This is a genomic window from Pandoraea apista, from assembly GCF_001465595.2.
Taxonomy (GTDB): domain Bacteria; phylum Pseudomonadota; class Gammaproteobacteria; order Burkholderiales; family Burkholderiaceae; genus Pandoraea; species Pandoraea apista.
The window spans coordinates 4,847,328-4,871,928 of sequence record NZ_CP013481.2; the positions used below are offsets into that span (position 1 = coordinate 4,847,328).

The 24,601-nt window shown below is 64.1% G+C and carries 22 protein-coding genes; 11 read left to right on the forward strand and 11 right to left on the reverse strand.

Annotated features, from left to right (window positions below; genetic code table 11):
- Nucleotides 1-4 precede the first annotated feature (4 nt).
- From maiA to AT395_RS21885, 4 genes are all read left to right on the forward strand, one after another.
- Nucleotides 5-646, forward strand: coding sequence for a maleylacetoacetate isomerase (gene maiA, locus AT395_RS21870; RefSeq protein WP_042114397.1), 642 nt, complete (start codon nt 5-7; stop codon nt 644-646).
- 40 nt (nt 647-686) lie between these two features.
- Entirely contained in the window at nt 687-1,904 is a 1,218-nt protein-coding gene (locus AT395_RS21875; protein ID WP_048628634.1) for a 3-hydroxybenzoate 6-monooxygenase, read from the forward strand.
- A 229-nt stretch (nt 1,905-2,133) separates the two neighbouring features.
- On the forward strand, nt 2,134-3,477 hold the full coding sequence (locus AT395_RS21880) for an MFS transporter (protein ID WP_048628633.1): 1,344 nt from the start codon (nt 2,134-2,136) through the stop codon (nt 3,475-3,477).
- Nucleotides 3,478-3,718: 241 nt separating this feature from the next.
- Nucleotides 3,719-4,660: a 2-hydroxyacid dehydrogenase gene (locus tag AT395_RS21885; RefSeq protein ID WP_231586179.1), complete on the forward strand. Its 942-nt coding sequence runs from the start codon at nt 3,719-3,721 to the stop codon at nt 4,658-4,660.
- Nucleotides 4,661-4,673: 13 nt separating this feature from the next.
- Here the strand turns inward: AT395_RS21885 and AT395_RS21890 are convergent, their stop codons facing one another.
- Nucleotides 4,674-4,925, reverse strand: coding sequence for an MJ0042-type zinc finger domain-containing protein (locus AT395_RS21890; protein ID WP_042114391.1), 252 nt, complete (start codon nt 4,923-4,925; stop codon nt 4,674-4,676).
- Between the two features lie 63 nt (nt 4,926-4,988).
- The gene (locus AT395_RS21895) at nt 4,989-5,669 is read right to left on the reverse strand and encodes a hypothetical protein (protein WP_231606105.1); all 681 of its coding nucleotides are present in this window, start codon (nt 5,667-5,669) and stop codon (nt 4,989-4,991) included.
- A 263-nt stretch (nt 5,670-5,932) separates the two neighbouring features.
- Here AT395_RS21895 and ku point away from each other — a divergent pair, with 263 nt between their 5' ends.
- On the forward strand, nt 5,933-6,937 hold the full coding sequence (gene ku, locus AT395_RS21900) for a non-homologous end joining protein Ku (RefSeq protein WP_048628632.1): 1,005 nt from the start codon (nt 5,933-5,935) through the stop codon (nt 6,935-6,937).
- An 8-nt stretch (nt 6,938-6,945) separates the two neighbouring features.
- Nucleotides 6,946-9,441 (forward strand): DNA ligase D, encoded by a 2,496-nt coding sequence (ligD, locus tag AT395_RS21905; protein WP_048628631.1) that lies wholly within the window; start codon nt 6,946-6,948, stop codon nt 9,439-9,441.
- 84 nt (nt 9,442-9,525) lie between these two features.
- Here the strand turns inward: ligD and AT395_RS21910 are convergent, their stop codons facing one another.
- A complete protein-coding gene (locus AT395_RS21910; RefSeq protein ID WP_231606104.1) occupies nt 9,526-10,497 on the reverse strand; it encodes an AraC family transcriptional regulator in 972 nt (323 codons plus the stop codon).
- Between the two features lie 403 nt (nt 10,498-10,900).
- Between AT395_RS21910 and AT395_RS21915 the strand changes: the two genes are divergently transcribed.
- Nucleotides 10,901-11,950: an aldo/keto reductase gene (locus AT395_RS21915; protein WP_042114388.1), complete on the forward strand. Its 1,050-nt coding sequence runs from the start codon at nt 10,901-10,903 to the stop codon at nt 11,948-11,950.
- 114 nt (nt 11,951-12,064) lie between these two features.
- On the opposite strand, the gene AT395_RS21920 is transcribed toward AT395_RS21915, so the two are convergent.
- The 6 genes from AT395_RS21920 to AT395_RS21945 form a co-directional block, all read right to left on the reverse strand.
- The gene (locus AT395_RS21920) at nt 12,065-13,192 is read right to left on the reverse strand and encodes a porin (protein WP_048628779.1); all 1,128 of its coding nucleotides are present in this window, start codon (nt 13,190-13,192) and stop codon (nt 12,065-12,067) included.
- A gap of 180 nt (nt 13,193-13,372) precedes the next feature.
- Entirely contained in the window at nt 13,373-14,713 is a 1,341-nt protein-coding gene (locus AT395_RS21925; protein ID WP_042114387.1) for an MFS transporter, read from the reverse strand.
- Between the two features lie 142 nt (nt 14,714-14,855).
- Complete coding sequence (locus AT395_RS21930; RefSeq protein ID WP_048628630.1) at nt 14,856-15,569, reverse strand: class II aldolase/adducin family protein; 714 nt, start codon at nt 15,567-15,569, stop codon at nt 14,856-14,858.
- 108 nt (nt 15,570-15,677) lie between these two features.
- Nucleotides 15,678-16,541 carry a VOC family protein gene (locus AT395_RS21935; RefSeq protein WP_042114385.1) on the reverse strand — a complete coding sequence of 288 codons (864 nt, stop codon included), beginning with the start codon at nt 16,539-16,541 and terminating at the stop codon, nt 15,678-15,680.
- 212 nt (nt 16,542-16,753) lie between these two features.
- Nucleotides 16,754-17,674: a LysR family transcriptional regulator gene (locus AT395_RS21940; RefSeq protein ID WP_042114384.1), complete on the reverse strand. Its 921-nt coding sequence runs from the start codon at nt 17,672-17,674 to the stop codon at nt 16,754-16,756.
- A gap of 144 nt (nt 17,675-17,818) precedes the next feature.
- A complete protein-coding gene (locus tag AT395_RS21945; protein WP_053086347.1) occupies nt 17,819-18,718 on the reverse strand; it encodes a LysR substrate-binding domain-containing protein in 900 nt (299 codons plus the stop codon).
- Nucleotides 18,719-18,933: 215 nt separating this feature from the next.
- Between AT395_RS21945 and yfcF the strand changes: the two genes are divergently transcribed.
- On the forward strand, nt 18,934-19,605 hold the full coding sequence (gene yfcF, locus AT395_RS21950) for a glutathione transferase (RefSeq protein WP_042114383.1): 672 nt from the start codon (nt 18,934-18,936) through the stop codon (nt 19,603-19,605).
- Nucleotides 19,606-19,630: 25 nt separating this feature from the next.
- On the opposite strand, the gene AT395_RS21955 is transcribed toward yfcF, so the two are convergent.
- Nucleotides 19,631-19,984: a hypothetical protein gene (locus AT395_RS21955; protein WP_042114382.1), complete on the reverse strand. Its 354-nt coding sequence runs from the start codon at nt 19,982-19,984 to the stop codon at nt 19,631-19,633.
- 421 nt (nt 19,985-20,405) lie between these two features.
- Between AT395_RS21955 and AT395_RS21960 the strand changes: the two genes are divergently transcribed.
- Nucleotides 20,406-21,503, forward strand: a complete 1,098-nt coding sequence (locus AT395_RS21960; protein WP_048628628.1) for a branched-chain amino acid aminotransferase — start codon at nt 20,406-20,408, stop codon at nt 21,501-21,503.
- Nucleotides 21,504-21,679: 176 nt separating this feature from the next.
- A complete protein-coding gene (locus tag AT395_RS21965) occupies nt 21,680-22,327 on the forward strand; it encodes a YitT family protein (protein WP_042114379.1) in 648 nt (215 codons plus the stop codon).
- An 8-nt stretch (nt 22,328-22,335) separates the two neighbouring features.
- Here the strand turns inward: AT395_RS21965 and AT395_RS21970 are convergent, their stop codons facing one another.
- Entirely contained in the window at nt 22,336-23,241 is a 906-nt protein-coding gene (locus AT395_RS21970) for a LysR family transcriptional regulator (RefSeq protein ID WP_042114377.1), read from the reverse strand.
- 168 nt (nt 23,242-23,409) lie between these two features.
- Between AT395_RS21970 and AT395_RS21975 the strand changes: the two genes are divergently transcribed.
- Complete coding sequence (locus tag AT395_RS21975) at nt 23,410-24,435, forward strand: DUF1338 domain-containing protein (protein WP_048628627.1); 1,026 nt, start codon at nt 23,410-23,412, stop codon at nt 24,433-24,435.
- Nucleotides 24,436-24,601 lie beyond the last annotated feature (166 nt).

Consider the following 24,601-nt stretch of genomic DNA (forward strand, 5'->3'; position numbering starts at 1 on the left):
CGCCATGCAGCTCTACAGCTTCTTCAATAGCTCGACGTCGTATCGCGTGCGCATTGCGCTCGCGCTCAAGGGACTGACGTTCGACACCATTCCCGTGAACATCCGGGTCGGCGAGCATCGTGCCGGGGCGTATGTCGACGAGATCAATCCGTCGGCCGTCGTGCCCGCCATCGTGGACGGCGACATCACCCTCGGTCAGTCCATCGCCATCATCGACTATCTGGAGGCGAAGTATCCCGAGCCGCGTCTGTTGCCGCAGGACATTGAAGCCCGCGCCCGTGTGCTTGAACTGTCGATGCTCATCAGTTGCGACATTCACCCGGTGAACAACCTGCGCATTCTGAAGTATCTGCAAGGTCCGCTGGGGCTGAGTGCCGAGCAGAAGAACGCGTGGTACGAGCACTGGATCGCCGAGGGCATGGCCGGGGTGGAGCGATTGCTCGCAAAACATGGTCATGGCAGTTGGTGCTTTGGCGACCAACCCACGCTCGCCGACGTCTGCCTGATTCCGCAAATCGCCAACGCTCAGCGCATGGGCTGCGATTTGTCGGCTTATCCGCGCGCAATGGCAGTGTATGCACATGCCCAGACGCACCCGGCATTCCTTGCGGCAGCTCCCAATCGTCAGCCGGATTACACGGCGTAACTGATATCCGGAACGGCTGGAAGGGCCGCAGGAGACAACCATGAGTCAAACCTCTCAACCCAAAGCGCTCGTCGTTGGCGGCGGCATCGGCGGCCTCGCCGCTGCGCTGGCGCTCGCCAACCAGGGCGTGCACATCGAACTGCTGGAGCAGGCCGAGACTATCGGCGAGATCGGTGCGGGCATTCAGCTCGCAGCCAATGCATTTGCGGCGCTCGACGCGCTCGGCGTGGGCGAGGCCGCCCGCGGCCGTTCGGTCTTCACCGATCACATCACGCTGCGCGACGCCATCGACCGCAGCATCATCGCGGAAGTCGACGTCGGTACGCCGTATCGCGAGCGCTTCGGCAATCCGTACGCCGTGATCCACCGGGCCGACATTCATTTGTCGATTCTCGAAGCGGTGCAACGCAACCCGCTGATCCAGTTCCGGACCGCTACGCGCGTCGAGTCGCTGGCGCAGGACGACAAGGGCGTGACCGTCATCGACCAGCATGGCGAACGCCACACGGCCGACGCGGTGATCGGCTGCGACGGCGTGAAGTCTGCCGTGCGCGCCGCGCTGATCGGCGACGAACCGCGTGTCACCGGACATGTGGTGTATCGCGCCGTGGTCGATGTCGAGAACATGCCCAGGGATTTGCAAGTCAACGCGCCGGTCGTGTGGGCGGGTCCGAACTGCCACCTCGTGCATTACCCGCTGCGCGGCGGCAAGCAATACAACCTGGTGGTGACGTTCCATAGCCGCGAGCAGGAAGTCTGGGGCGTGCGTGACGGCAGCAAGGAGGAAGTGCTGTCGTATTTCGAGGGTATCGACGCGCTGCCGCACCAGATGCTCGACCGTCCGACGTCGTGGCGACGCTGGGCCACCGCCGACCGCGACCCGGTCGCGCAGTGGAGCTTCGGCCGCGCCACGATCCTGGGCGACGCCGCTCACCCGATGACGCAATACATCGCGCAAGGGGCCTGTCAGGCGCTGGAAGATGCCGTCACGCTCGGGGCCGCCTACGCAGCCGCGAACGGCGATTTCGTCGATGCGTTCCGCCGCTACGAAGACGCCCGCATTCCCCGCACGGCGCGCGTGCTGTATGGCGCACGCGACATGGGCCGCGTGTATCACGCGAAGGGGGTAGACCGCTGGGTGCGCAACTCGCTGTGGAAAGGCCGCACGCAACCGCAGTTCTACGACGCCCTGCAGTGGCTGCACGGATGGCGCGCAGAGAACTGTCTGTCGCAAACGCCCTGGCTCACCGGTGAGTGAACCGGGTCGCGCTACGGCGCATGGCAAGCGCCATCGTCCGTAGCCGGGAAATTCGAGATTCGTCATTCGAAATTTGCCGCGTGACGCCCCTACCGTCGCGTGGCACCCCATCATGCCGCCTCTGGCAATTGATGGATTTGCAGCACCCATAACAACAATCACTGCACTGCACTCTGGCGACGCAGGCCTGCCCGCTGCGCCGCTTCTGGCACCTTCGAGGAGACAACTTATGCCAGCTACCCCCATCAACGTCACGGCGTTCATCGACCGGCATCGCATCTCGCCGTTTCAGGTGATGATCGTCGTTCTGTGCTTCCTGATCGTTGCGATCGACGGCTTCGACACCGCCGCCATCGGCTTCATCGCGCCGGCCATTCGCGCCGAATGGTCGCTCACCCCCGCACATCTCGCGCCGCTCTTCGGCGCCGGGCTGGCCGGCCTGATGGCGGGGGCCTTTCTGTTCGGGCCGCTCGCCGACAGGTTCGGCCGCAAGACCATTCTCATCTTCTCCGTGCTGTTCTTCGGCGTGGCGAGCCTCGCGTCGGCCTGGTCGATGGAGCTGCGGCAACTGATCGCCCTGCGCTTCCTCACAGGCCTCGGTCTTGGCGGCGCAATGCCCAATGCCATCACGCTGACGTCGGAGTATTGCCCCGATTCGCGCCGGTCTTTCCTCGTGACGACCATGTTCTGCGGCTTCACGCTGGGCTCGGCGCTGGGCGGTCTCGCCTCGGCCGGCTTGATCGAAGCCTTCGGATGGCGCTCCGTGCTGGTCGTGGGCGGTGTCATGCCGCTCGTGCTCGGCGTCATCCTGATCCGCGCGCTGCCGGAATCGGTGCGCTACCTCGTGAAGGCGGGAAAATCGCCGGAACGCGTCGCCGCCTGGCTGCAACGCATTGCGCCGCATGAGGATCTGCGCGGCGCGACGTTCAATATCGCATCGAAGCCGTCGACCACGTCTCCTGTCGGGCATCTCTTCAAGCCGGAGCTGCTGCGTGGCACGCTGCTCTTCTGGGTCACGTTCTTCATGAGCCTGCTCGTGATCTATCTGCTTTCGAGCTGGTTGCCGACACTGCTTCGCACCAACGGTCTGACGCTGCGTAACGCTGCCATTGTCACCGCCATGTTCCAGGTGGGCGGCACGCTCGGGGCCATTGTGCTGGGCTGGTTGATGGACCGCTTCAATCCGCATTACGTGTTGGCGGCCGCGTATGTGCTGGCCGGCATTTGCGTGGCGGCCGTCGGCCCGCTCGCCAGTTCACCGGTGCTCGCCTCGGTGGCCGTGTTCTGGGCAGGCTTCTGCGTGTCGGGCGGACAGGTTGGCGCTAACGCGCTCTCCGCCGACTTCTATCCGACGGACTGCCGCGCCACAGGCGTGAGCTGGGCCAACGGGGTCGGACGCCTTGGTTCGGTCGTCGGTTCGGTGGGCGGCGCATCGATGCTCGCCATGGGCTGGTCCATGCCGGCCCTGTTCGCGACGATCGGGGTACCGGCCGTACTCGCCGGGCTGACCATGCTGACTCTGGGCCGTCTGCGTCACCGGCAAGCCGCCCTCGCGGTACAAGCCACCGCCTGAGCGTTTCGCCTCGCGTAACGCACGCGACCAGTCCGACGGGCGCCATTCGCACTGCGCGATGGCGCCCGTTCGCTTATGGCGCAAGGGGCCGACGTAAAAAAAGCACGGGCGGGTGCTGCACCGCGCAAATCAATGCGGATAGGAATAAAGTATCGGCTGACGGCGAAATCGAGTGCCCTCACGCACCCGCGTCGATCCGACGCCACGCCGCGAATCCACATTCCTCAGCCGGAGATTGAAGGTGTCGCTGCCCCCACTGCTGGTCGTTATCCCGATGCACCCCGAGCAGTTGTCTGAACTGCAAGCCCGATTCGATGTGATCTACCGACCGAGCCATCACCCCGTGCCGCAAGGCTGGGGCGCCGACGGCGAGCGCGCGCGCTTCGTTCTCACGAACGGCGCACGCGGCCTGAGTGCCGCCGAACTGGCGCATCTGCCGAACGTGGAATTCGTGAGTGCCCTGGGCGCCGGCTACGAGAATCTCGATCTGCCGGCGATGCGCGCGCGCAACATCGTGGCGGTCAACGGCGCCGGCGCCAATGCGCCCACGGTGGCAGATCAGGGCTTTGCACTGCTGCTCGCCGTCGTGCGACGCATTCCGGAGTACGACGCCGCCTGCCGCAAGGGGGTATGGCGTGACGCACTGCCGATGCAACCCGGCGTATCGGGCAAGAAGCTGGGTATCGTGGGACTGGGGGCCGTCGGCCGTCAGTTCGCCAAGCGCGGCGAAGGCTTCGACATGCAAATCGGTTACCGCAATCGCAGTCGTCGCGACGACTTGCCCGCGCACTATCGATACTTCGACAGCGTGCTCGCGCTGGCCGAATGGGCCGACTATCTCGTGGTAACGGCACCGGGCGGGGCGGAGTCACACCACCTCGTGAATGCCGGCGTGCTGCGTGCGCTCGGCGAACACGGTTTTCTCGTCAATCTGGGACGCGGCAGCATCGTCGACACGGCCGCGCTGGCCGAGGCCTTGCGCAACGGCACGATCGCTGGCGCCGGGCTCGACGTGTACGAGGGCGAGCCGTCGCCGCCGGCGGCACTGATCGACTTGCAGAACGTGGTACTTAGCCCGCACGTGGCCGGGCGCTCGCCCGAGGCCGAAGCCGCCACAATCGCCATGTTCCTCGAGAACACGCGCCGTTATCAGGCGAACGAACCCTTGCTTACGACGCTGTGACCGGCGAAACGCCTCAGTGATTGTCCAGCCCGTCGATGCTGCGCTCAGGAGACGGTGTCAGCGTGACACCGTCGTTGACGGGCTCGAACTCGATGCTGCTCTTGGCGCTGCCCGTGGCGAAGACCGTCTCGCATGTCGGGCATTTCACTTCGGCATCCGAATGAAGATAATCATGGAGCGCCTGTACGGTCGGCTGACTCGCCGCAACGGCGAAGCGCGCCTGACAGGTGGGACAAACGACGAAACCGGTGTGGATCGACAGCATGGCGGGCCTCCTGTGGTCCTGTAGTCTTTGATTCCTATAGTCCCGTAGGCAACGTCATCGATTCTACAGCCAGTCGGTTCGTCTCGGGCCGGCGCGCGCCGTATCGCGCTGAGGTCGGCGATCCGACGCCCCGTGGGGCGACGGCGGGTCGTTGGCAGCCACGCCAATCGTCGGTTCGGCAGGCTTCTCGGGCACGCTGAGGTGATGCACCCGCTCGCGCGGATCGAAGTCGCGCCACTCGCCGTTCTCCCATACGCCGTTGGCTTGTTCGATCTCTGCGGCACCGGCATCGCGCAACACGGCGATCGCCGCATCCGCCGTGGACTCGTTCACGTGAGTAGCGAGCATGACCCCGGCGTCGCGCATGCCCGCTTCCGATGCCGAGACGCGCTCGCGGCTGCGCATGCGCCGCAGCGCACCGAAAAATGCGCCCAGATAGGCACCGCCCATCATGCCGACAACGGGCACTAGCCAGAAGCGCCAGACCCCCATGAGCAACGCACCCACCACCAGCCCCAACGCGCCGCCGGCTATGACACCCTGAGCCGCGCCCTTACCCGCCGGGCGCGCGGCGGCATCAGCGTCGACATCGCCGCCGATCGGGAATCGGGCGTGCTGCCCCGTGGGGTTCAGAAAAAATACCGACACGTCGGACGGCCGGAACGATCTGTCGTACAGGCGACTCGCTACGAGATTCGCCTGATCGAACGTCGTGAACCGCCCTGCCACGATCATTGCCATCATCTACCTCCCTTTGCTGAATTCGCGTACCGATCTCAGTGGGATGAAAGCCCGGCGGCTTTGTTTCATCAAGGAATCCTTATGGAACCTGGCGACACATTGAGAAAATCAATGCCCGGGAACCCGCACTCGGCGAGTTCAATCGCAACCCACATGGACCGCTGGCGAGCCGACCGCGTGGCCTGCGCCGCCTATACTGACAATTCGGCTCACGTCGTTCGCTTCGCCGCTGAATCAACCTTGCGAATCCTGCATTGGGAGTACTTATGGCTCGCGCGATCTGGAAGGGCGCCATCAGTTTCGGACTGGTCAATGTGCCCGTCACGCTGTTTCCTGCTTCGACCACCCACACGCTCGATCTCGACTGGCTCGACAAACGCACGATGTCGCCGGTGGGTTATCGGCGCGTCAACAAGGAAAACGGCAAGGAAGTGCCGCGCGATCAGATCGTGCACGGCTATGAGTACGAAAAAGGGAATTACGTCGTATTGAGCGACGACGAGATTCGTTCCGCAAATCCGACGGCGACACAGACGGTCGACATTCTCGCGTTCGTCGATGCCACGGACGTCTCGTTCATGTATCTGGACACGCCCTACTACCTCGTGCCCGAACGCGGTGGCGCGAAGGCGTATGCGCTGCTGCACGCGGCACTCATCAAGGCGGCCAAGCTGGGTATTGCCCGTGTGGTGATGCATACGCGCGCCCATCTGGCCGTGCTGGCGCCGGCGGGCGACGCCCTCGTACTCGACACATTGCGCTGGCAGGACGAGATGCGCGACCCGGCCGAAGTCGGGCTGACGAAAGAGAAGCTCGGCAAGCTCGCCTCGCCGGGCGAGCGTGAGCTGGATATGGCGATCCGTCTGATCGACGAGATGTCCGGCCCCTGGCGTCCCGGCGACTACCACGACACGTTTCAGGACGACCTCAAAGCGCTCATCGATCGCAAGATCGCGTCGGGCCAGACCCGTGAAGTCGCGCAGATCGAAGCGAGTGCGCCCAAGTTGTCCGGCAATGGCAACGTCACCGACCTGATGGCGCTGCTCAAGCAAAGCCTCGGCACCCGGGGCAAGCGCGAGGACGTTGCGGTCGAAGCGCAGGCGGTGGAACCGAAGGCGAAGGCGTCCGGCAGCGGGAAATCAACTACGTCGGTCACGAAGTCCGCCAAAAGGTCCACCCATAAGCCCGCGAAAGCCAAGCCCCGCAGGAAGACCGCCGCGAAGACGACATCGGCAAACAAGCCATCGGCCAAGCGCGCCAAAGGCCGGTGACGAAGAGCATGCCGAAGCGCGAGACCCCAGCCGCCGTAGCGACGCAACGCCGACAACCCCGCGATTCGCTCGCCACCTACGACGCCAAACGCGACTTTGCTTCGACGCCCGAGCCCCGCGGCAAACGCGCGGCCCGAAGCAAGGCGCTGCGATACGTCATTCAACGTCACGACGCGAGCCATCTTCACTACGACTTCCGGCTCGAACTCGACGGCACCCTAAAGTCGTGGGCGTTGCCTAAGCAACCGAGCCCGGATGTCAGTCGCCCGCGCCTCGCCGTGCAAGTGGAAGACCATCCGTTGGCCTATGCCGATTTCGAAGGCGACATTCCGGCGGGAAACTACGGTGCGGGTCACGTCGATATCTGGGACAGCGGCACATGGGAGCCAGACGGCAACGCACAACGCGATTATGCAAACGGCAAACTGTCGTTCACGTTGCACGGCGAACGGTTGAACGGACACTGGACGCTCGTTCGCACCGGCAAGCCCGCGCGCCAACCCCAGTGGCTGCTGATTCATCGGCATCACGAGGCTGCGGCGCCTGAGACCACAGGCAAATCGGGGGCGGCGCCGGTCACGTCACACAAGTCGTCAGTGAGCCCTCCCGCCGATCTGCATCCGATGCTTGCCACCCTTGTCGACGCAGTCCCCGCTTCCGGGGGCTGGCACGCCGAAATCAAGCTCGACGGCTATCGCGTCCTCATCCGTATTGCCGGCGACGACATTCGTGTCTTTACCCGCTCCGGACAGGACTGGACACATCGCTTCGAACCTGCTGTCGACGCGCTACGCAAGCTCGGCTTGCCCAACGCTTGGCTCGACGGTGAAGCCGTCGTGACGAACGAACGCGGCTTGCCTGACTTTCAGGCGTTGCAACGTGCGTTCGACGACGATACGCAGGACGCCATCATCATCTATGTCTTCGACCTCCCGTGGTGCAATGGCCGCGATTTGCGCGACCTGCCGCTGCACGAGCGACAGGCAACGCTCGCCCGCCTTTTCAAAGGACGCGAAACCAGTGCCGTGCGTGTTCTCCAACCGGTCGGCGGCGATCTCGAATCACTCTGGAAAGGCGCCTGCGAGGCGGGTCTCGAAGGCATCATGATCAAGCGCGACGACTCGCCTTACGCCGCCGGGCGCAGCGACGCATGGCGCAAGCTCAAGTGCTCGCAACGACAGGAATTCGTCGTGCTGGGGTTCACCGAACCGTCCGGCTCGCGAGAGGGCTTCGGGGCGTTGCTGCTTGGCTACTACGATGACGACGGCAAGACGTTGCGCTACGCGGGCAAGGTCGGGACCGGATTCGATACCGACACCCTGCGACGGTTGCGCAAGCAGTTCGGCACGATCGAGACAGACAAGCCGCCGCTCTCGCCCACGCCTCGGCCGGGCGGTCGGGCACGCGTGCACTGGCTTCGTCCCACCCTCGTCGCGGAAGTGCGCTTTGCCGAATGGACACGCGACGGCAATGTCCGTCAGGCCTCGTTTCTTGCCATGCGACGGGACAAGCCCGCCAAGGAGATTCGACGCGAAGTGCGTCGTACCGGGCACGCCGTCGCTCATTCGCACAAGGAGACACCGACCATGCCGCACACCGCGCAGTCGAACGTTGGGACATCCGCATTACCGGTGAAAATCACCCACGGCGAGCGCATCATGGACACGCACTCCGGCGTGACGAAGGCCGAACTCGCCGCGTATTACCTGGCCGTAAGCCCGTGGATGCTTCCCCACCTCGCAGCGCGACCGGTCGCGGTGTTGCGCGCGCCCGAAGGGATCGGCGGCGAAATGTTCTTCCAGAAGCACGCGGCGAAAACGATTCGGGGCGTGCGCGCACTTGATCCGTCGCTCGATCCGGATCATGAGCCGCTCATGCAGATCGATCAGGTGCGCGGGCTCATCGGGGCGGTGCAGATGGGAACGGTGGAGTTCCATACCTGGAACGCGCGCAGCGATCGGATCGAGCGTCCCGACCGGGTGATCTTCGATCTCGACCCCGGCAAGGGCCTGACGTTTTCGCGCATTGTCGAAGACGCACAACTGATTCGCGGATTGCTCGAGGAACTCGGGCTGACAGCGTTCGTGAAAACGAGCGGAGGCAAGGGATTACACGTCGTGACACCGTTGGCGCGACGTCACGAGTGGGACGTCGCCAAGGGCTTTGCGGAAGCGGTGGCCAGGCATATGGCGCGCGTATTCCCGGATCGCTTCACCGCGACGATGGGCCCGAAGCATCGTGTGGGAAAGTGCTTTATCGACTATCTGCGCAATTACCGGGGGGCAACGACGGTGTGCGCATACTCCGCCCGCGCCCGCGAAGGGATGGCCGTGTCGATGCCGGTGCACTGGGAAGAGTTGTCCGAGGTACCCGGTGCCGACGCGTGGAACGTGCGCAATGCCGTCGACCGATTGACCGCATTGAAGCAGGATCCCTGGGCCGACTATGAGAAGGCCGCACAACAACAGGTGACGAAGGCGGTGCTGAATCGGCTGGCGCGTTGAATTGACTGGCCGCCTGCCCCCGCACGACATGTTGCCGGGCGGCTCGCCCGGCGACTCGATACGAGGTTGGCTTCCTGATTACCGTTACGCGCGCGTCGTTCCCGCATCCCCATCCTGCAACCAGCGGCGCTTATCGCGCAAGGGGGCTTCGCCAAACACCCGTGCATATTCCCGGCTGAACTGCGACGCGCTCTCGTAGCCCACCGCCTGCGCGGCAGACGCCACCGTAATGTCCGCCGCGAAGATCAACCGACGTGCTTCCTGCAAACGTAATTGCTTCTGGTACTGCACCGGACTCATCGCCGTCACCAGCTTGAAATGGTGATGCAGCGACGACACACTCATGTGCACCTCCTGCGCCAACGCCTCCACGCGCAACGGCTGTGCATAGTGCTCGCGTAACCACCGCACCGCGCGCGCAATGCGATTCATCTGACTGTCCTGCAACGCCATTTGCCGCAGCAACACGCCCTGCCCGTTCATCAACAGCCGGTAGACGATCTCGCGTTTGATCATCGGCGCCAGAATCGGGATGTCTCGTGGTGTTTCCAGCAGGCGCAGCAGACGCAACACGGCGTCGAGCAGCGCTGCGTCCAGCCGGTTCACGTACATGCCGCGACCGCTCGCCGAAGGTGCCGGGGGCGGAAGGTGCTCGTCGCCAATGAGCGATGTCACGTCCTCCGCCACCAGATTGAGCCGCAATCCAAGATACGGCGATTGCTCGCTCGCGCCCGACACTTGCGCGACCACCGGCAAATGCACCGACGACACCATGTAGTGCATCGGATCGTAGGCGTAATGTTCGTCGCCGATCTGCAAGCGCTTTTCCCCTTGCGCAATGACGGCGAAAGCCGGCTGTTGCATCGCCGGCTTCGGGCCGCCCGGATGCAGAATGCGATGCACAAACAGCCCGTCGACCGCCGTAGGTGTCGTGCCCTCCAGTCCGTGCGTGGACCGCTCAAGCAAGCTGACCAGTTCGTTACGCGCGCTCAGCGGCGGATCGTCCGCGAATTCGCTGCGCACCGCCTCACGTGGCGGGTTCTTGACCAGATGCATGGATGTGACCCCGATTCAAACGGGCCGTGACAGACCTCACGGCCGCAATGTCGCACAGCATACGCCTGCCACAGAAACTTGCCCGATTCTCCGGCCATGGATAGGCACGATCAGGCAGAAATCCCGGAGAATACGGCAAGATTCGCACGTCAATCGCCATCAATCTCGCTGTCCCGCCATGTCTGCCGGTCATCTTCCCGCCATATTCTGTAGTGCTTTCCGGACGACGAGCGCCCACATCCGGTGCATGCGATCGACCGATTGCAGAATCAGGCAGGAAATGTGCAGGAACGGGTACTGCTTGCCTGATGCCCCGCGACGCATAATGCATCCCATCCCGTGCACACCGTCTCCCCCCCCTGACGGCCACTTGCGACGGGCAGCTATTCAACGGAGCGATGCAATGCGACAAAGGAAACTCGGCAACACCGGCCTCTTCGTCTCGGAACTGTGCCTCGGCACCATGACCTTCGGCGGACAGGGCGACATGTGGAGCAAGATCGGCCAATTGCAGCAGAACGATGTCGACTCGCTCGTGGGTCGCGCACTCGACGCGGGCATCAACTTCATCGACACCGCCGACGTTTATTCGGAAGGTCAGTCGGAAGTGCTTACCGGTCAGGCACTGCGCAATCTTAAGGTGCCGCGCGACAACGTCGTGGTCGCCACCAAAGTCTTCGGCGTAACGGGCGCACAAGGGGCCAACTCGCGCGGCCTGTCGCGTTATCACATCATGGACGGCATCAAGGCCAGCCTCAAACGCCTGCAACTCGAGCACATTGATTTGTATCAGGTCCACGGCTTCGACCCGGCCACCCCCATCGAAGAAACGCTCGGCGCGCTCGACACGCTGGTGCGTCAGGGGCATGTGCGCTACATCGGTGTCTCGAACTGGGCGGCGTGGCAAATCACCAAGGCACTGGGCATTTCGGCACGTCTGAATCTCGCGAGTTTCGCGTCGCTTCAGGCGTACTACACGGTCGCCGGCCGCGATCTCGAACGCGAAATCGTGCCGATGCTGCGTAGCGAAAACGTCGGTTTGATGGTTTGGAGCCCGCTCGCCGGGGGCCTGCTCTCGGGCAAGTACACGCGTGACGGTCAGAGCGAAGCCGGCAGCCGCCGCCAGAGCTTCGACTTCCCGCCGGTCAACGTGGAGCGCGCTTACGACGCCATCGACGTCATGCGCGGCATCGCTGCCGAGAAGGGCGTGTCGGTCGCGCAGATCGCCCTCGCCTGGTTGCTCGCGCAACCGGTCGTCTCGACGGTCATCATCGGCGCCAAGCGCGCCGATCAGCTCGACGACAACATCGCCGCGACGCGCGTCACCCTGAACGAGCGCGAGTTGTCGGCAATCAATGCCGCCAGCGCACTGCCGAGCGAATATCCGGGCTGGATGCTCTCGCGTCAGGGCGACCCGCGCCGCGCGCAACTCGCCGAAGCCGGTCTGCTCTGATCGGCTGACGACGGCACGCGTCCCGTAACGAAACACGGCGCACAGGGAAAGCTGTGCGCCGTGTTTTTTTCGTCAACGCCCCGCCTGTAAAACCGGGCTTGCCACGTCAATTCATCAGAACGTGTGACGCATGCCGACATTCACGCCCAACTGGCTCGTGCCCGCCGTTGGCGCGCCGCCTGCCCCGCCCGAACTCACCGAATAAGCCGCGTGCTCGCTGTTCCCCAGCCAGGCCACTTGCGTGTACACCGCCGTGCGCTTCGACAGGAAGTAGGTGCCGCGCAGCGTCGCCATCGTCGCCCGGGTGTTTTGACGTGCATTCAGCATGCGAAAGACTTCACCGTCGACCGCGAACGCCGGCGTGAACTGATACAACGCACCGACGTAGAACATGTCGGAGTTCACGTCCGCCACCGCCGCAGACGCCGTCTGCACTCGGCGGCCCAGCCATCCCGCCCCGGCCTTCCAGTTGCCCCCCTTCACATAGCCGTTCAACTGCCAGCGGGTGTCCTTGTCCGACGAACTGGTAAGGGGCACGCTCGCAGCACCGTTGAAGAAGCTTGCGGCGGCGCCGGCACCCCCTCGCTGTTCGTCCCACGCACCGGCCACGCCGAACCAGGCCGAATCGTATTTGAGCATTGCCGAGATCTGGCGGCAGGATGTCATCTGCCCGGGTGTCTGTCCGGCGCACGTCCCTTGCCCCGGGGAATTGCCGGTGCCACCGCTGTCGCGTCCGAACGAATAGGTCGCCCCCACCGTCAGGCCCCGAAACACGCCCTTGTAGGCTACGGTGTTATCGCTTCGCGCATTCGGAATGTAACTGTCGAGCGAGCCGCTGCCGAAGAGGTCCGGGCCGAGAATGTCGGCATCGCTCATGACCCAGAACGTCATCGAATACTGGCGACCGAACGACAGCGTGCCGTACGAATTCGACAATCCCACCCACGCCTGACGGCCAAAAAGCCGCCCGCCCTGATTGAGGTCGCCCGCGCGAACGTTGAAGCCGCTTTCAAGCGCGAACACCGTATGCAGACCACCACCGAGATCCTCATCACCGCGCAGGCCCCAACGCGACGGTAGCGAACCGGTGTTCGCCGGCATGCGTATGAGCGAGCTGTTGTTGGCGCCGGCGTGCGAGAGGTATTCGATACCGGTGTCGAGAATGCCGTAGAGCGTTACGCTCTGAGCCGAGGCGGAAGTGTGGGCCAATGCGAGGCCGGCGGCCAGCGCAAGCGCGGGCAGTCCCTTGAGGGTCACGGTGATGTCTCCATGGATTCGTGTGGTGGTCCGGCCTGTGTCGACCGGTATCCGAATATCCAACAATTGCCTGCGAGGGCAGGCGCCGCGGCATGACCGTCGGGGGACGCTCACGCTGCGGACACTGCGCGGGGCGGGCGGTTAGACACTCGCCCCGAATTCCGGTCAGACGGCGCGCGCGGCAGGCTTGGTCACAGCGCCCGAGAGAGACCCCGTGCGACTCACGCGACGGCGCATGACAAGCATCAGCGCTGCGGCGAGAAATGCAGGAATAGCCACGATCTGAAACGCCTGCGCCGTACTCGACGCGGTGGCAATCAGCACGCCACCGAGGCTGGAACCGAGGATCGAGCCGAGGCGCCCGACGCCCAGCGCCCATGCCACGCCGGTCGCACGCGAGGCCGTCGGGTAGTACGCCGCCGTCAGCGCATTGGCTCCGGTCTGCGATCCCGCAACACCGAAACCTGCGAGGAAAACAACGACCATCAGCCAGCCGGCCTGATGCGTGACCGACCCCAGCACACACAGCGCAATCCCCGCCATGACATACGACGCAGCAAGCACGCGATACGGACTCGTGCGATCCATCGCAAAGCCGATCAGCACCGCGCCGACCGTGCCGCCCAGCGGCAACATTGCACCGATGCGCGCCGCTTCCGAGAGCGTGTAGCCCGAATCCTTAACGACCAGCGGCAGCCAGCTCGTGAGCAGATAGAACGCGCACAGCGTGCAGAAATATGTCGCCCAAAGGAGCAGCGTGCCCACGACGTACTGACGTGTGAACAGCCCGCCAACGGCAGAAGTTGCCGCCCCTGCCGGAACCGCCTCCGGATCGATGCGCGTGACCTGCGGATCGATGTGTCGTGCGATCGCCAGCAACTGCCCGGCACTGTCGCCGCGTGCGGCGAGATAACGCATCGACTCGGGCAACCAGCGCATGAGCACCGGCACCACGGCCAGCGGCACGACACCACCGGCGATCAACACACCGCGCCAGCCAATGTGCGGGAGCGTCTGGGCCACGATCTCACCACCAATGGCGAAGCCCAGCGTAAAGCCGCAGAACGTGGCCGTCACAAGCAGCGAACGCATGCGCTCCGCGCAGTACTCCGAACTAAGGGTGATGGCATTGGGCATCGCGCCGCCCAGACCGATGCCGGTAATGAAGCGCAACACGGCAAGCTCGGTCGGGCTACGCACGAACGCCGACGCGATGCTGCCCAGCGAGAACAGAATGACCGAGAGGATCAGCACGCGCTTGCGGCCAATGCGATCGGCCAGCGGGCCGAAGATGAAGCAACCGAGCATCAGGCCGCCGAGCCCCGCGCCGAACACCGTGCCGAGGCTGGTCGTCGCCATCGTCCATTCGCTACGGATAGCCGGGGCGAGATAGCCGATCGCGGCGGTATCGAAGCCGTCCAGCGTGACGATCAGAAAACACAGGGCAATCACGCGCCATTGAAATGGCGTGATGCCTCTGCGATTCATCAAAGCGGATATTTCCATGTCTGTCTCCTGTGCGGTGGTGACCGCTGACTGAGCGGCGGGCCGTGGCGTCTGTCGACGACGCTCTGTGAAGGCCACACCGCCGGTTGGGGGCGATTACGTATAAATGCCTGGCATGACGTTTTGAATCACCGGAATACGATCACGCGACGCCCTGCGGCAGCTCCGGGTCGCCGGCCGAGAGGTATTCCCACATGCGCTCGATGATCCGGCCCGAGCGGGTGGCGCGCGCGTGGCAGGCGTCGAGATCGAGCACGGCAGCGGGATGAGCGGCTTCGAGCGCAAGCACGTCGAGGTCGACACGCGCCGCGTCTTCGAGGTACCACGTGAGGGCCACCATCGCTTCGAGCGTGTCGGCAGCGACAACCGCGCCGTTGCCGCGCATCACCACGGCAGCGTTCGCCCCCATCTTCGCGATGACCGCCTCGGCCTGCGCATCGGAACGGATCAGTTGCGGGTCGTCCCATAGCGGCACGCCGGGCGCGAAGTAGGTGCCCGGGCCATGCAATGCGCGCGGTGTTCTGCGCAGTGTCGAGAGCGACATGGTCTTGGGCGGCATCGAGCGGGCAACCGCCCCCACGTCGGGACGCGAACGGTAGATCTTCTGATGCAGACGGACTTCGCCAAGCACGCCGTCGGGCAGCGGGCCGTCAACGGGCACCACCGTGCCCGCTTCGCCCACGCCGATGAGTCCCATGGGGCGGGCCGCGCATACGAGAAAGTGATCGGCATCGAGCCGCGCGCTGCAATGGCCGTACGCATGCGCCAGCCCCGCGCGGGCCAATGTGCGCGCCGCTACGCGTACCGCGCGATCCAGCTCGGCGATGCGTGCGGCATCGAATGTGTGTTGTGTCATGGGGAATGGGGCGCTATTCGGTGTGACTCGGTGTCATGGAACGATCCGTGGCAACCGGCGAACCCAACCTGCCGGAAGCGATGGCCGAGGCCGGATCGACCGGTGGCGTCAGGTCGAAAACTCGGGGATCTCGGGCTTCGCGCCCCACATGCAGAATCCCGTCGGATCGAAGGGGAACTGACGCGGCACATAGGTCGCTTCGTCTTCCGGCGCAATCTTGCGCACCCCCGTGGAGTACTCGTAGACCATGCCGTCCGGCCCGGCGAAGTACAGGAACATGGCATGCGATGTCGGGTGACGCCCCGGGCCGAAGCGAATCGGCACGCCCTGTTCGCGCAGGAAGTACCAGGAGCGCATAAGGTCGTCGATACCGTTCACCTGAAAATTCACGTGTTGAATGCCCGCGCGCGTGGCCGGGAACAGCGCGATTTTGTGGTGCACCTCGTCGATGCGCAGCAGCGGCGCCTCGCCAATGCGATCTGACACGCGGGCGTTGCATACGCTGGTCCAGAAGGCCTCGTCGCGGCGGGCGTCGGTCGTGCACAGCCCGACATGACTGAACGAATCGATGCCCGCATCGCGCTCGCCGTGATACCGGCGGCCGGTCTGCGCAGCGCGCAACACCAGTTCGATCCGGTTGCCGGTGGGGTCGCGGAACGTCAGAAAATCGGCCACGCGGCGCATGTCGGCCTCGTCGCGCGTACCGCGTCGGAACTCGATGTGCATGGCGTCAAGCTGCGCGGCAGCGGCGTCGAAATGCGCATCGCTGGCGATGTCGAACGCGACCGTGTGGTCGGCGGGATCGCCCTCGAAATAGCACACCGAATGATCGCGGCTGTCGCTGCGAAGGAATACGTAACCGGCCTCCCGGCGCACTTCCTGCAACCCGAGAATGGAGCGCGCATAGCGTACGGCACCCTCGAGGTCGCGCGTGCCCAGCCGCACGTAGCGAATGTCGTGCAGATTGATCACCGCTTGTCTCCTGCGGATATTGTGTGAGTCCCGGACACTCGCCCGGTGACTGTTATGTCGTGGAGATACGATAAGGATTGGCGTCGAATGACGCCAACAAATTGCGTAAATGCGGGGTATTTACGGCGTGAATTGGGGGTGCAGCATAGGCGCGCCGGCGTACCCCTCAGCTTGCAGCGCGGCTTGTCACGCGGCGAAACGAGAAGGAGGGATCAGTCTTCGCCGTGGAACAGGCGGAAGATGGTGCTGCGCAACCAGCGATGACCGGCGTCGGTGTGAAAGCGTTCGTGCCAGAGTTGCGAGATGTCGAACTCGGGGCCGTCGAACGGCAGCGCATAAGTGCGCAGATCGGCCGCGACTTTGAGCGCGCGTCCGAGTCGTGTCGGCACGCAGACCACGAGGTCGCTCGCGGCGATCAGCGCCGAGAGTCCCATCGAATGCGCCATGCGCAGTGCAACGTGGCGCTGGCGTCCCGCCTGTGCAAACCAATGTTCGACGGCCGTCTCGAAGACATCGTGGTGACCCGCCGTCGGACGATACACGGCGTGTGCGGCGTTAAGGAACGCTTCGCTCGTCAGTTGTTCGCGAATCGCAGGATGCCCGTCGCGAACAAGCGCGACGTAATGCTCTCGAAACAGACGCTGCTGGTGAAATCCCGACGAGAACCGGGTGAAGAGTCCGAGCGTGAGGTCGATGTCACCCATCGCCATGGCGTTCTGTGCCTCGCGCGGCGTGGTGTCGACGGTGACGATACGCACGCCCGGCGCCTCCACCGCTAACGTGGCCATCAGCTTGGGCATGAAAATCAACTGACCGATATCGCTCAGATACAGGCGGAAGGTGCGTTGCGCGTTCGCAGGCACAAAGTCCTGCGGCGCTTCCACCGCACCGCGAATCAGACCGAGACCTTCGGTGACGGGCGGCGCGAGCGTGAGAGCGAGATCGGTCGGCAACATGCCTTGCGGCGTCTTGACGAACAGCGGGTCGCCAAACGCGAGGCGCAGTCGTTTGAGCGCGTTGCTCACGGCCGATTGCGTAAGGTTCAGTTCCTCTGCGGTGACGGTCGTACTGCGCGTGCGCAGCAACGACTCGAACACGAGCAACAGGTTGAGGTCGAGCGAGCGTAAGTTCATGCCCAGCCGTGCAGTCCTGCAAGAAGCGTTACGACCCTTGGGGGCAAGTCGCCCAAGGCGGTGAGGTCCCGCATTTTAGGCAACGTCCGCCAACGTGGGCAGTGCGGGAAACCCCGCCCATGCGCGCCGTCTCGTTCGTGGTATTTACGTGCGCGCGCCGGAACGCGCCGCTTCATGCAGGCGTGCAATGACTTCCAGCACTTCGGGGCGCTTCTCGCGCTTGGCCGTCACGATGTGGTACCGCAACGGGCACCCGACTTCGATGCCCGATAACCGCGTGAGGCGGCTGCGAGCAATCCATGCGTCGGCCAGCGGCGCACGAGCCAGCGCAATGCCCAGTCCTGCTTCGGCCGCCGCCAGCACAACGGTGTAATCCTCAAAGCGCCGGTCACGCGCGCGCGGACGCAACGAAACGCCCTGCGCGCTACACCACGCACGCCAGCCCGTCAGGTCGGAATCGTGCAGCAATGGCATCGCCAGCATGTCCGACGCGCTCGCCCCTTCGAGACGCCGCGCAATCTCCGGCGAGGCGATCGGGTACAGGGTCTCGTCCATCAATGGCTCGGCATCGACACTGGCCCAGCCACCCCGGCCATAGCGCAACGCAATGTCGACCTCTCCTGCCCCCACGTCAGCGTTGCGGTGCTCGGTCGTGACCTGAATGTCGATGAACGGCTCGCCCGCTTCGAGCGAACGCAACCGTTCGAGCAACCAGAGCTTGGCGAACGACGGCACCACGCTCAAACGCACGGCCGGCGCTTTACGGGCCTGATGCCACTGATCCGCTGCGGCATCGATCACGTCGAACGCATGCTCGATGCGCCCCAGAAATCGCTGGCCGTCGCAGGTCAGACTGACACCCCGGGCATGCCGCTCGAACAGCGCGCAGCCGAGCCAGTTCTCGACCGCGCTGACCCGGCGGCTGATCGCACCATGCGTGAGGCCGCTTGCGTCGGCCGCCGCCGTGAATGAGCCGTGACGGGCGACAAGGCAGACGGTCTCCAGATTGGCCAGCGGCGGACGGGCGCGGTGCGAAGTGTTCATGGGGCGACGGACGAATGACGAGTGACGAATGGAGAAGGACACGCCTTGAGACAAGCCTCAAGGTGTGAATACAGATCACAGCTTACTGGCGATTTGTGCAGTAGCTTAGCACCGGGCGGGTGCGGCAAGATGGAGGCTTGGCGGGCCGTTGCGCCAACAGGCATGCCCCTGCGGCATGCACCGCCGCCCCGCGTTTCCCATCACAGGAGTCCATCGTGTCAGTCGTTGCCCCCGCCTCGTTCACGCTCTATGTTGACGCTCAGTTCACGAGCCCCTACGCCCTGTCGGTCTTCGTCACACTGCGTGAGAAGGGACTGCCGTTCGATCTGCGCACCGTCGATCTCGGTCAGGGCGCGCACCACGAAACCGGCTACGCGGAGATGTCGCTCACGCGCCGCGTTCCTACGCTCGTGCACGGCGACTTCACGCTGTCCGAGTCGTCGGCCATTACCGAGTACCTCGAAACGATTTCGCCGGCGGTGCCGGTCTATCCGGCTAACGTGCGCGAGCGTGCCCGGGCGCGTCAGGTGCAGGCGTGGTTACGCAGCGATCTGGGTGTCTTGCGCGAGGAGCGTTCGACGGAAGGGATCTTCTATGGGCCGTCGCAAAGGCCACTCTCCGACGCGGGCTATGCTGCGGCGAGCAAGCTGATCGCCATTGCCCAGAGCCTGCTGCCCGATGGCCGCATGTCGCTATTCGACACATGGTGCATTGCAGACGTGGATCTCGCGCTGATGCTCAACCGCCTCGTGTACAACGACGACGTGGTTCCGCCCGCGCTGGCCGAGTACGCGCGCCGTCAGTTCGGGCGGGCGGCGGTGCAGGAGTGGATCGCGATGTCGCGCCCTCCACGCCCGGGCGACGTAGCCGGCAGCAAGGCGGCCTGAGCGATATTGCCTGCCGGGTGGTCCGTCAGGCAGCACCCATCGCCAGCCGTTGGCGGCGAATGTGAATGTGCAGCAGGACCAGCAAACGGTGCGGGCAGTCGTCGCGCAAGGCGACACTGGCCCGGCCGCGCACACCGTGCAAGGTAGCGTGACGCGACGCAAGCGCCGCCCGATAGGCCGATGCCGCAGTCGAGCGTGCCGCGAGCAACAGCAACAGTAATGAGGCCGCCATCGCAATCCGAAAATCGGACGAAGTGAAGATTCGTTCGGGCACATCGAACACAAGCATGGCGATCACGACACAGGCATCTATGCAGGCGGCCCCCAGCGAGGCCACGAGCAGGTAAGCGCGCAACATCCGAATCGTTGACGATTTCATCTGTCTCCTCTCCCTTTGCTGTCATTGCGCGGGAGTGCCCCCGATCTGCGGCAGCTCGCGCGAAGACGAGCCGTCGGCAGCCCCGGGGCACTCCCGACATCATCCGCTTCTGATGTTAAATGTCGAGCCCCTTCGGCGATGTGAATGGAAACGCTTTTTTACACATCTTTACCGCAGCGTACGGGCACCTTGTGGCAGGCGCCACCGCAGCGCCCTTCCGCAAATTTCCGCACTTTTCTACCAAAAATCAGACTAATTTCGATGTTTTTCGGCGCCATTTTCGCGAAAACCCCGGTGTGACGGCTTGAGCGGTGAATTCAGTCGACAGGCAGGGGGCGAAAGGAGGAAAATATCGCCACCTTGCCGTTTACGTTAACGGCACTGACGACTGAAGCCACCTCTGCCGAGACATTGAAGAAACATGAGCGCCGATAATCAATTGCGTTTTGTCGTGGAGCCGCACGCCAACCCCACCCCCGCCGACCAGATCGCCGCCAAGCTGGCGAACCCGGTGTTCGGCCGCGTATTCACGGACCACATGGTCACGATCCGCTGGACCGAAGGCACGGGCTGGCATGACGCGAAAGTCGAAGCGCGCCGCCCGTTCGAAATCGATCCGGCGTGCGCCGTGCTGCACTACGCACAGGAAATCTTCGAAGGCATGAAGGCCTACCGTGGCGAAGACGGCAAGATTTCGCTGTTCCGCCCGCAAGCCAATGCCAGGCGTTTCCGGGAATCCGCACAGCGCATGTCGATGGCCGAACTGCCGGAAGCCGTGTTCCTCGAAGCGGTGGAAAAGCTGGTCGACATCGACCGCGCATGGATTCCGGGCGCAGAAGGCAGCAGCCTCTACATTCGTCCGTTCATGTTCGCCTCGGAGAGCTTCCTGGGCGTGCGCGCGGCACACGAGTACATCTTCTGCGTGATCGCCTGCCCGGTCGGCCCGTACTTCAAGCCGGGCAAGTCGGCCGTGACCGTGTGGGTCTCGGACCAGTACACGCGCGCAGCGCCGGGCGGTACGGGCGCTGCCAAGTGCGGCGGCAACTACGCCGCCAGCCTGATCGCGCAGACCGAAGCCAGCGCGAAGGGCTGCGATCAGGTCGTATTCCTCGACGCCGCACAACATCGCTGGATCGAAGAACTGGGCGGCATGAACGTCTTCTTCGTGATGGACGACGGTTCGCTCCAGACACCGCCGCTCTCCGGCACGATCCTGCCGGGCATCACGCGTGCCTCGATCATCGAGCTGGCCAGGCGCGAAGGTCTGCGCGTGAACGAAACGCCTTACGAGTTTGCCCAGTGGCAAGCCGATGCGGCCAGCGGCCGTGTGAAGGAAACGTTCGCCTGCGGTACCGCTGCGGTCGTCACGGCTATCGGTCAGGTGCGTCACGCCAAGGGCGAATTCAGCATTGCCGACGGCGGCGAAGGCCCGGTCACGAAGCGCATCCGCGATCAACTCACGGGCATTCAACGTGGCAAGGTCGCCGATCCGTTCGGCTGGGTGCACTACGTCGCGTAATCGCGCACTCACCCTGCGCGAAGCCGTTCGTTAAGCCTCTGCGTATTTCGACATAACAAGCTGTGAAGCTGTGAAGCTGCGCGTCGCCCGAGACAGCGACGCGGGAAATCATCGGCGGCGCGTCACGACACCAGGAGAGTCGGACGCGCCGTCTTGTCGTACTTGACTTACAGATCATGAAACACGATACGGGCGCTGTATCCAGCGCCATTGCGGCAACCGACACAATCGGCGTTCCGCACTCCGTGCTCGAAGACATCTATGCGATGGTCATCGGCATGGCATTTGTGGTGGTCGGTCTGGTGCTGCTCAAGGCTGCCGGGTTGGTCACCGGTGGCGTGGCCGGTATCGCACTGCTCGCCTCTTACGTCTTCCCCCTACCGGTAGGCACCATCTTCACGCTGGTGAACATACCGTTCTTCCTGTTCGCGTATTTCACGATGGGCCCGCGCTTCGCGCTCAAGTCCACCGTTGCGAGCTTCGGCATCACGTTCGCCCTTGCGGCCATGCCGCAGACGTTCAACGTCGCCTTCGTCAATCCTGTGTTCGCTGCGTTTGTTGGCGGCACCCTGTGCGGCATGGGCATTCTGGCGCTCGCCCGGCACGGCGCCGGCGTGGGTGGCACCGGCATCGTCACCCTGTGGCTGCAACGCGAGCGCGGCATCAACGCAGGTATCTCGCAGGTGTGTATCGACGCGACGATTCTGCTCGTCTCGCTGACGACGATCCCGGCGGGACGTGTCGCCTGGTCCGCCCTGTCTGCCATCGCCATGAGCGCGATGGTCGTGGCGTGGCATCGGCCGGGGCGTTACACGGGGCGATAGCCCTGCGGTTACCGGTCTCTCGGCCGGTACGCACTCGCCTGAGTCAGCAGCCACTCGCGAAACACGCTCAGTGGCTGCCCGTGCGTGAGTTCCGTCGGATAAACGAGGTAATACGCCGACCCGGCCACGCTCTTCACGTCGAACGGGATCGTCAGCCCAAGGCTCGCCAACTGCCCTTCGACAAAGAACTTGGGCACCAGCGCAATGCCAAGCCCCGCCGCCGCCCCCGCAATCAGCATGGTGTGGAGTTCGTAGCGCACGCCTTGCAATGCCCGGTTGTCTTCAATGCGCTGTTCCGCGAACCATTGCGTCCACGCGCTGGGACGCGTCGTCGAGTGCAGCAGCGGGTACATGAGCAGATCCGCCGCGCTGCGCACCGGTCCCTTCAAGAGCGACGGACGGCACACCGGCACCACTTCTTCCCCGAACAGATAGTCGGATGACGTGCCCGGCCACGTCGGTTGCCCGAAGTGAATGGCCGCTTCGAAGTGTGTCTCGTCGAACGTAAAAAGGTCGGTATGCACGCCCATGTTCACGCGAACGTCGGGGTGCCGGTCGTCGAAGTCTTTCATTCTCGGAATCAACCACTCGGACGCGAACGTCGGCAGCACCGCCAGCTCGAGGTAACCGCCACCGCTGCCGTGCGCCATGATAGCGAGCGTGTCGCGATCGAGTTGCTCCAGCGTACGACGCACCTGCGTGCCATACAGACGCCCGGCGCGCGTGAGCACCACTCGCTGCTTTGCGCGGACGAACAGCCGCACGCCAAGCTGCGCCTCCAGCGTGGCGATCTGGCGCGACACGGCGCTTTCCGTCAGAAACAGCTCGCGCGCCGCATGGGTAAAGCTCTCATGACGCGCGGCCGCCTCGAAGGCCAATAGCGCCGCCGTGCCGGGTGTCTTGAATTTGCGCATGTTGATTCCTAAAACGCATCAAGTGGCAATTTTATCTCGCTTTACGGGCGCAGCATCCCTTCCAATAATGCTGTCACTGCAAGAAGGTATGGGGTGACTCGCCCCAAGCCATGCCCCCAACACCCTGCGGCGCTGCAAGAGGCGGCGTCCACCCTGCGAGACAATCCGATGCGCAATGCCAATGTGCAGTCCTTGCTGGTTTCCCTGCTTGGGGAAGCGCGAACCGATGCCCTCTTCGCCACGCTCAATTCGCCGTCGTTCCTGGTCGACTGCGAGCCGGGCCGCGTGACCCGCGCCGAACTGGCGCAGGCCATGAACATGGTCTTGTTCGAGGGACTGCTGGCGCGCTCGCCAAACGGCCGCACCTATACCGAAGAGGCGATTGCCGCTGGCGGCAGCGTCTACTTCGATCACGGTGCGTTGCGCACGGTGCGCTGGGCACACAACGGCGCCCTGCCGCCGGGCGAAGCCGCGTTCACGCGCATCCTGCGTCCGCTGGGCTTCCGTCTGAACGGCCGCTATCCGCTCGACCGCCTCGGCATGACCGGGCGTGCTTATGCGCATGAAGACGCCCCCGAAGAGATCTCGCAGTTCTTTGTGAGCGAATTGCACCCGGAGCGATTTTCCGAGACGTTCCAGCAAGCCGTATCGCGCGTGGTCGGTACGTCGAAAGACCCTCTCACGCCGGCGGCCGTCGGTCAGCTCTGGGAACTGGAGCGCGACGGCACGCTGCCACTGGAAAGCGCACAGGCGTTGCTGCCAGTGATCGTGGGGGCGTTCGCCCGTCAGCACGACGTGCCTAGCGAAGCCGATTACGAACTGCTGCTTGCCGAATCCGCTGAAATGGCGTGGATCGCGACCGAAGGCAATGCCTTCAACCATGCGACCGATCGCGTGGAAGACGTGTTCGCCTTGTCTGACGCCGAAAAGGCCAAGGGCCGCCCGATGAAGCCCGAGGTCGAGCGTTCACGCTCCGGCCGCGTGTTTCAGACGGCGTATCGCGCCGACACCGTGCGACGCGAGTTCCGTGGCAAGAACGGCGAGATTGTCACGCGAGAAGTGCCGGGCTCGTTCTATGAGTTCATCACGCGTCATCGCGAGTACGACACCGTCAAGCGCTGCTGGAAGATCGATCTGCGATTCGATGCGGGCAACGCACAGGGAATTTTCAAGATGACGGCCAACGCCAAGTAACCGGGGCCGGGCAAACTGCACGACAGAACGAGCCGACCAAAGCAACCTAAGCAACCTAAGCAACCGAACCCAATGAGGCCGGGTGGCCTTCGGCGCACAATACGTCTTGTGCGCCTGTGCCGCCCGCTCACCAGCCGACACCGGTGAACGGCACCGGCGGCCAACA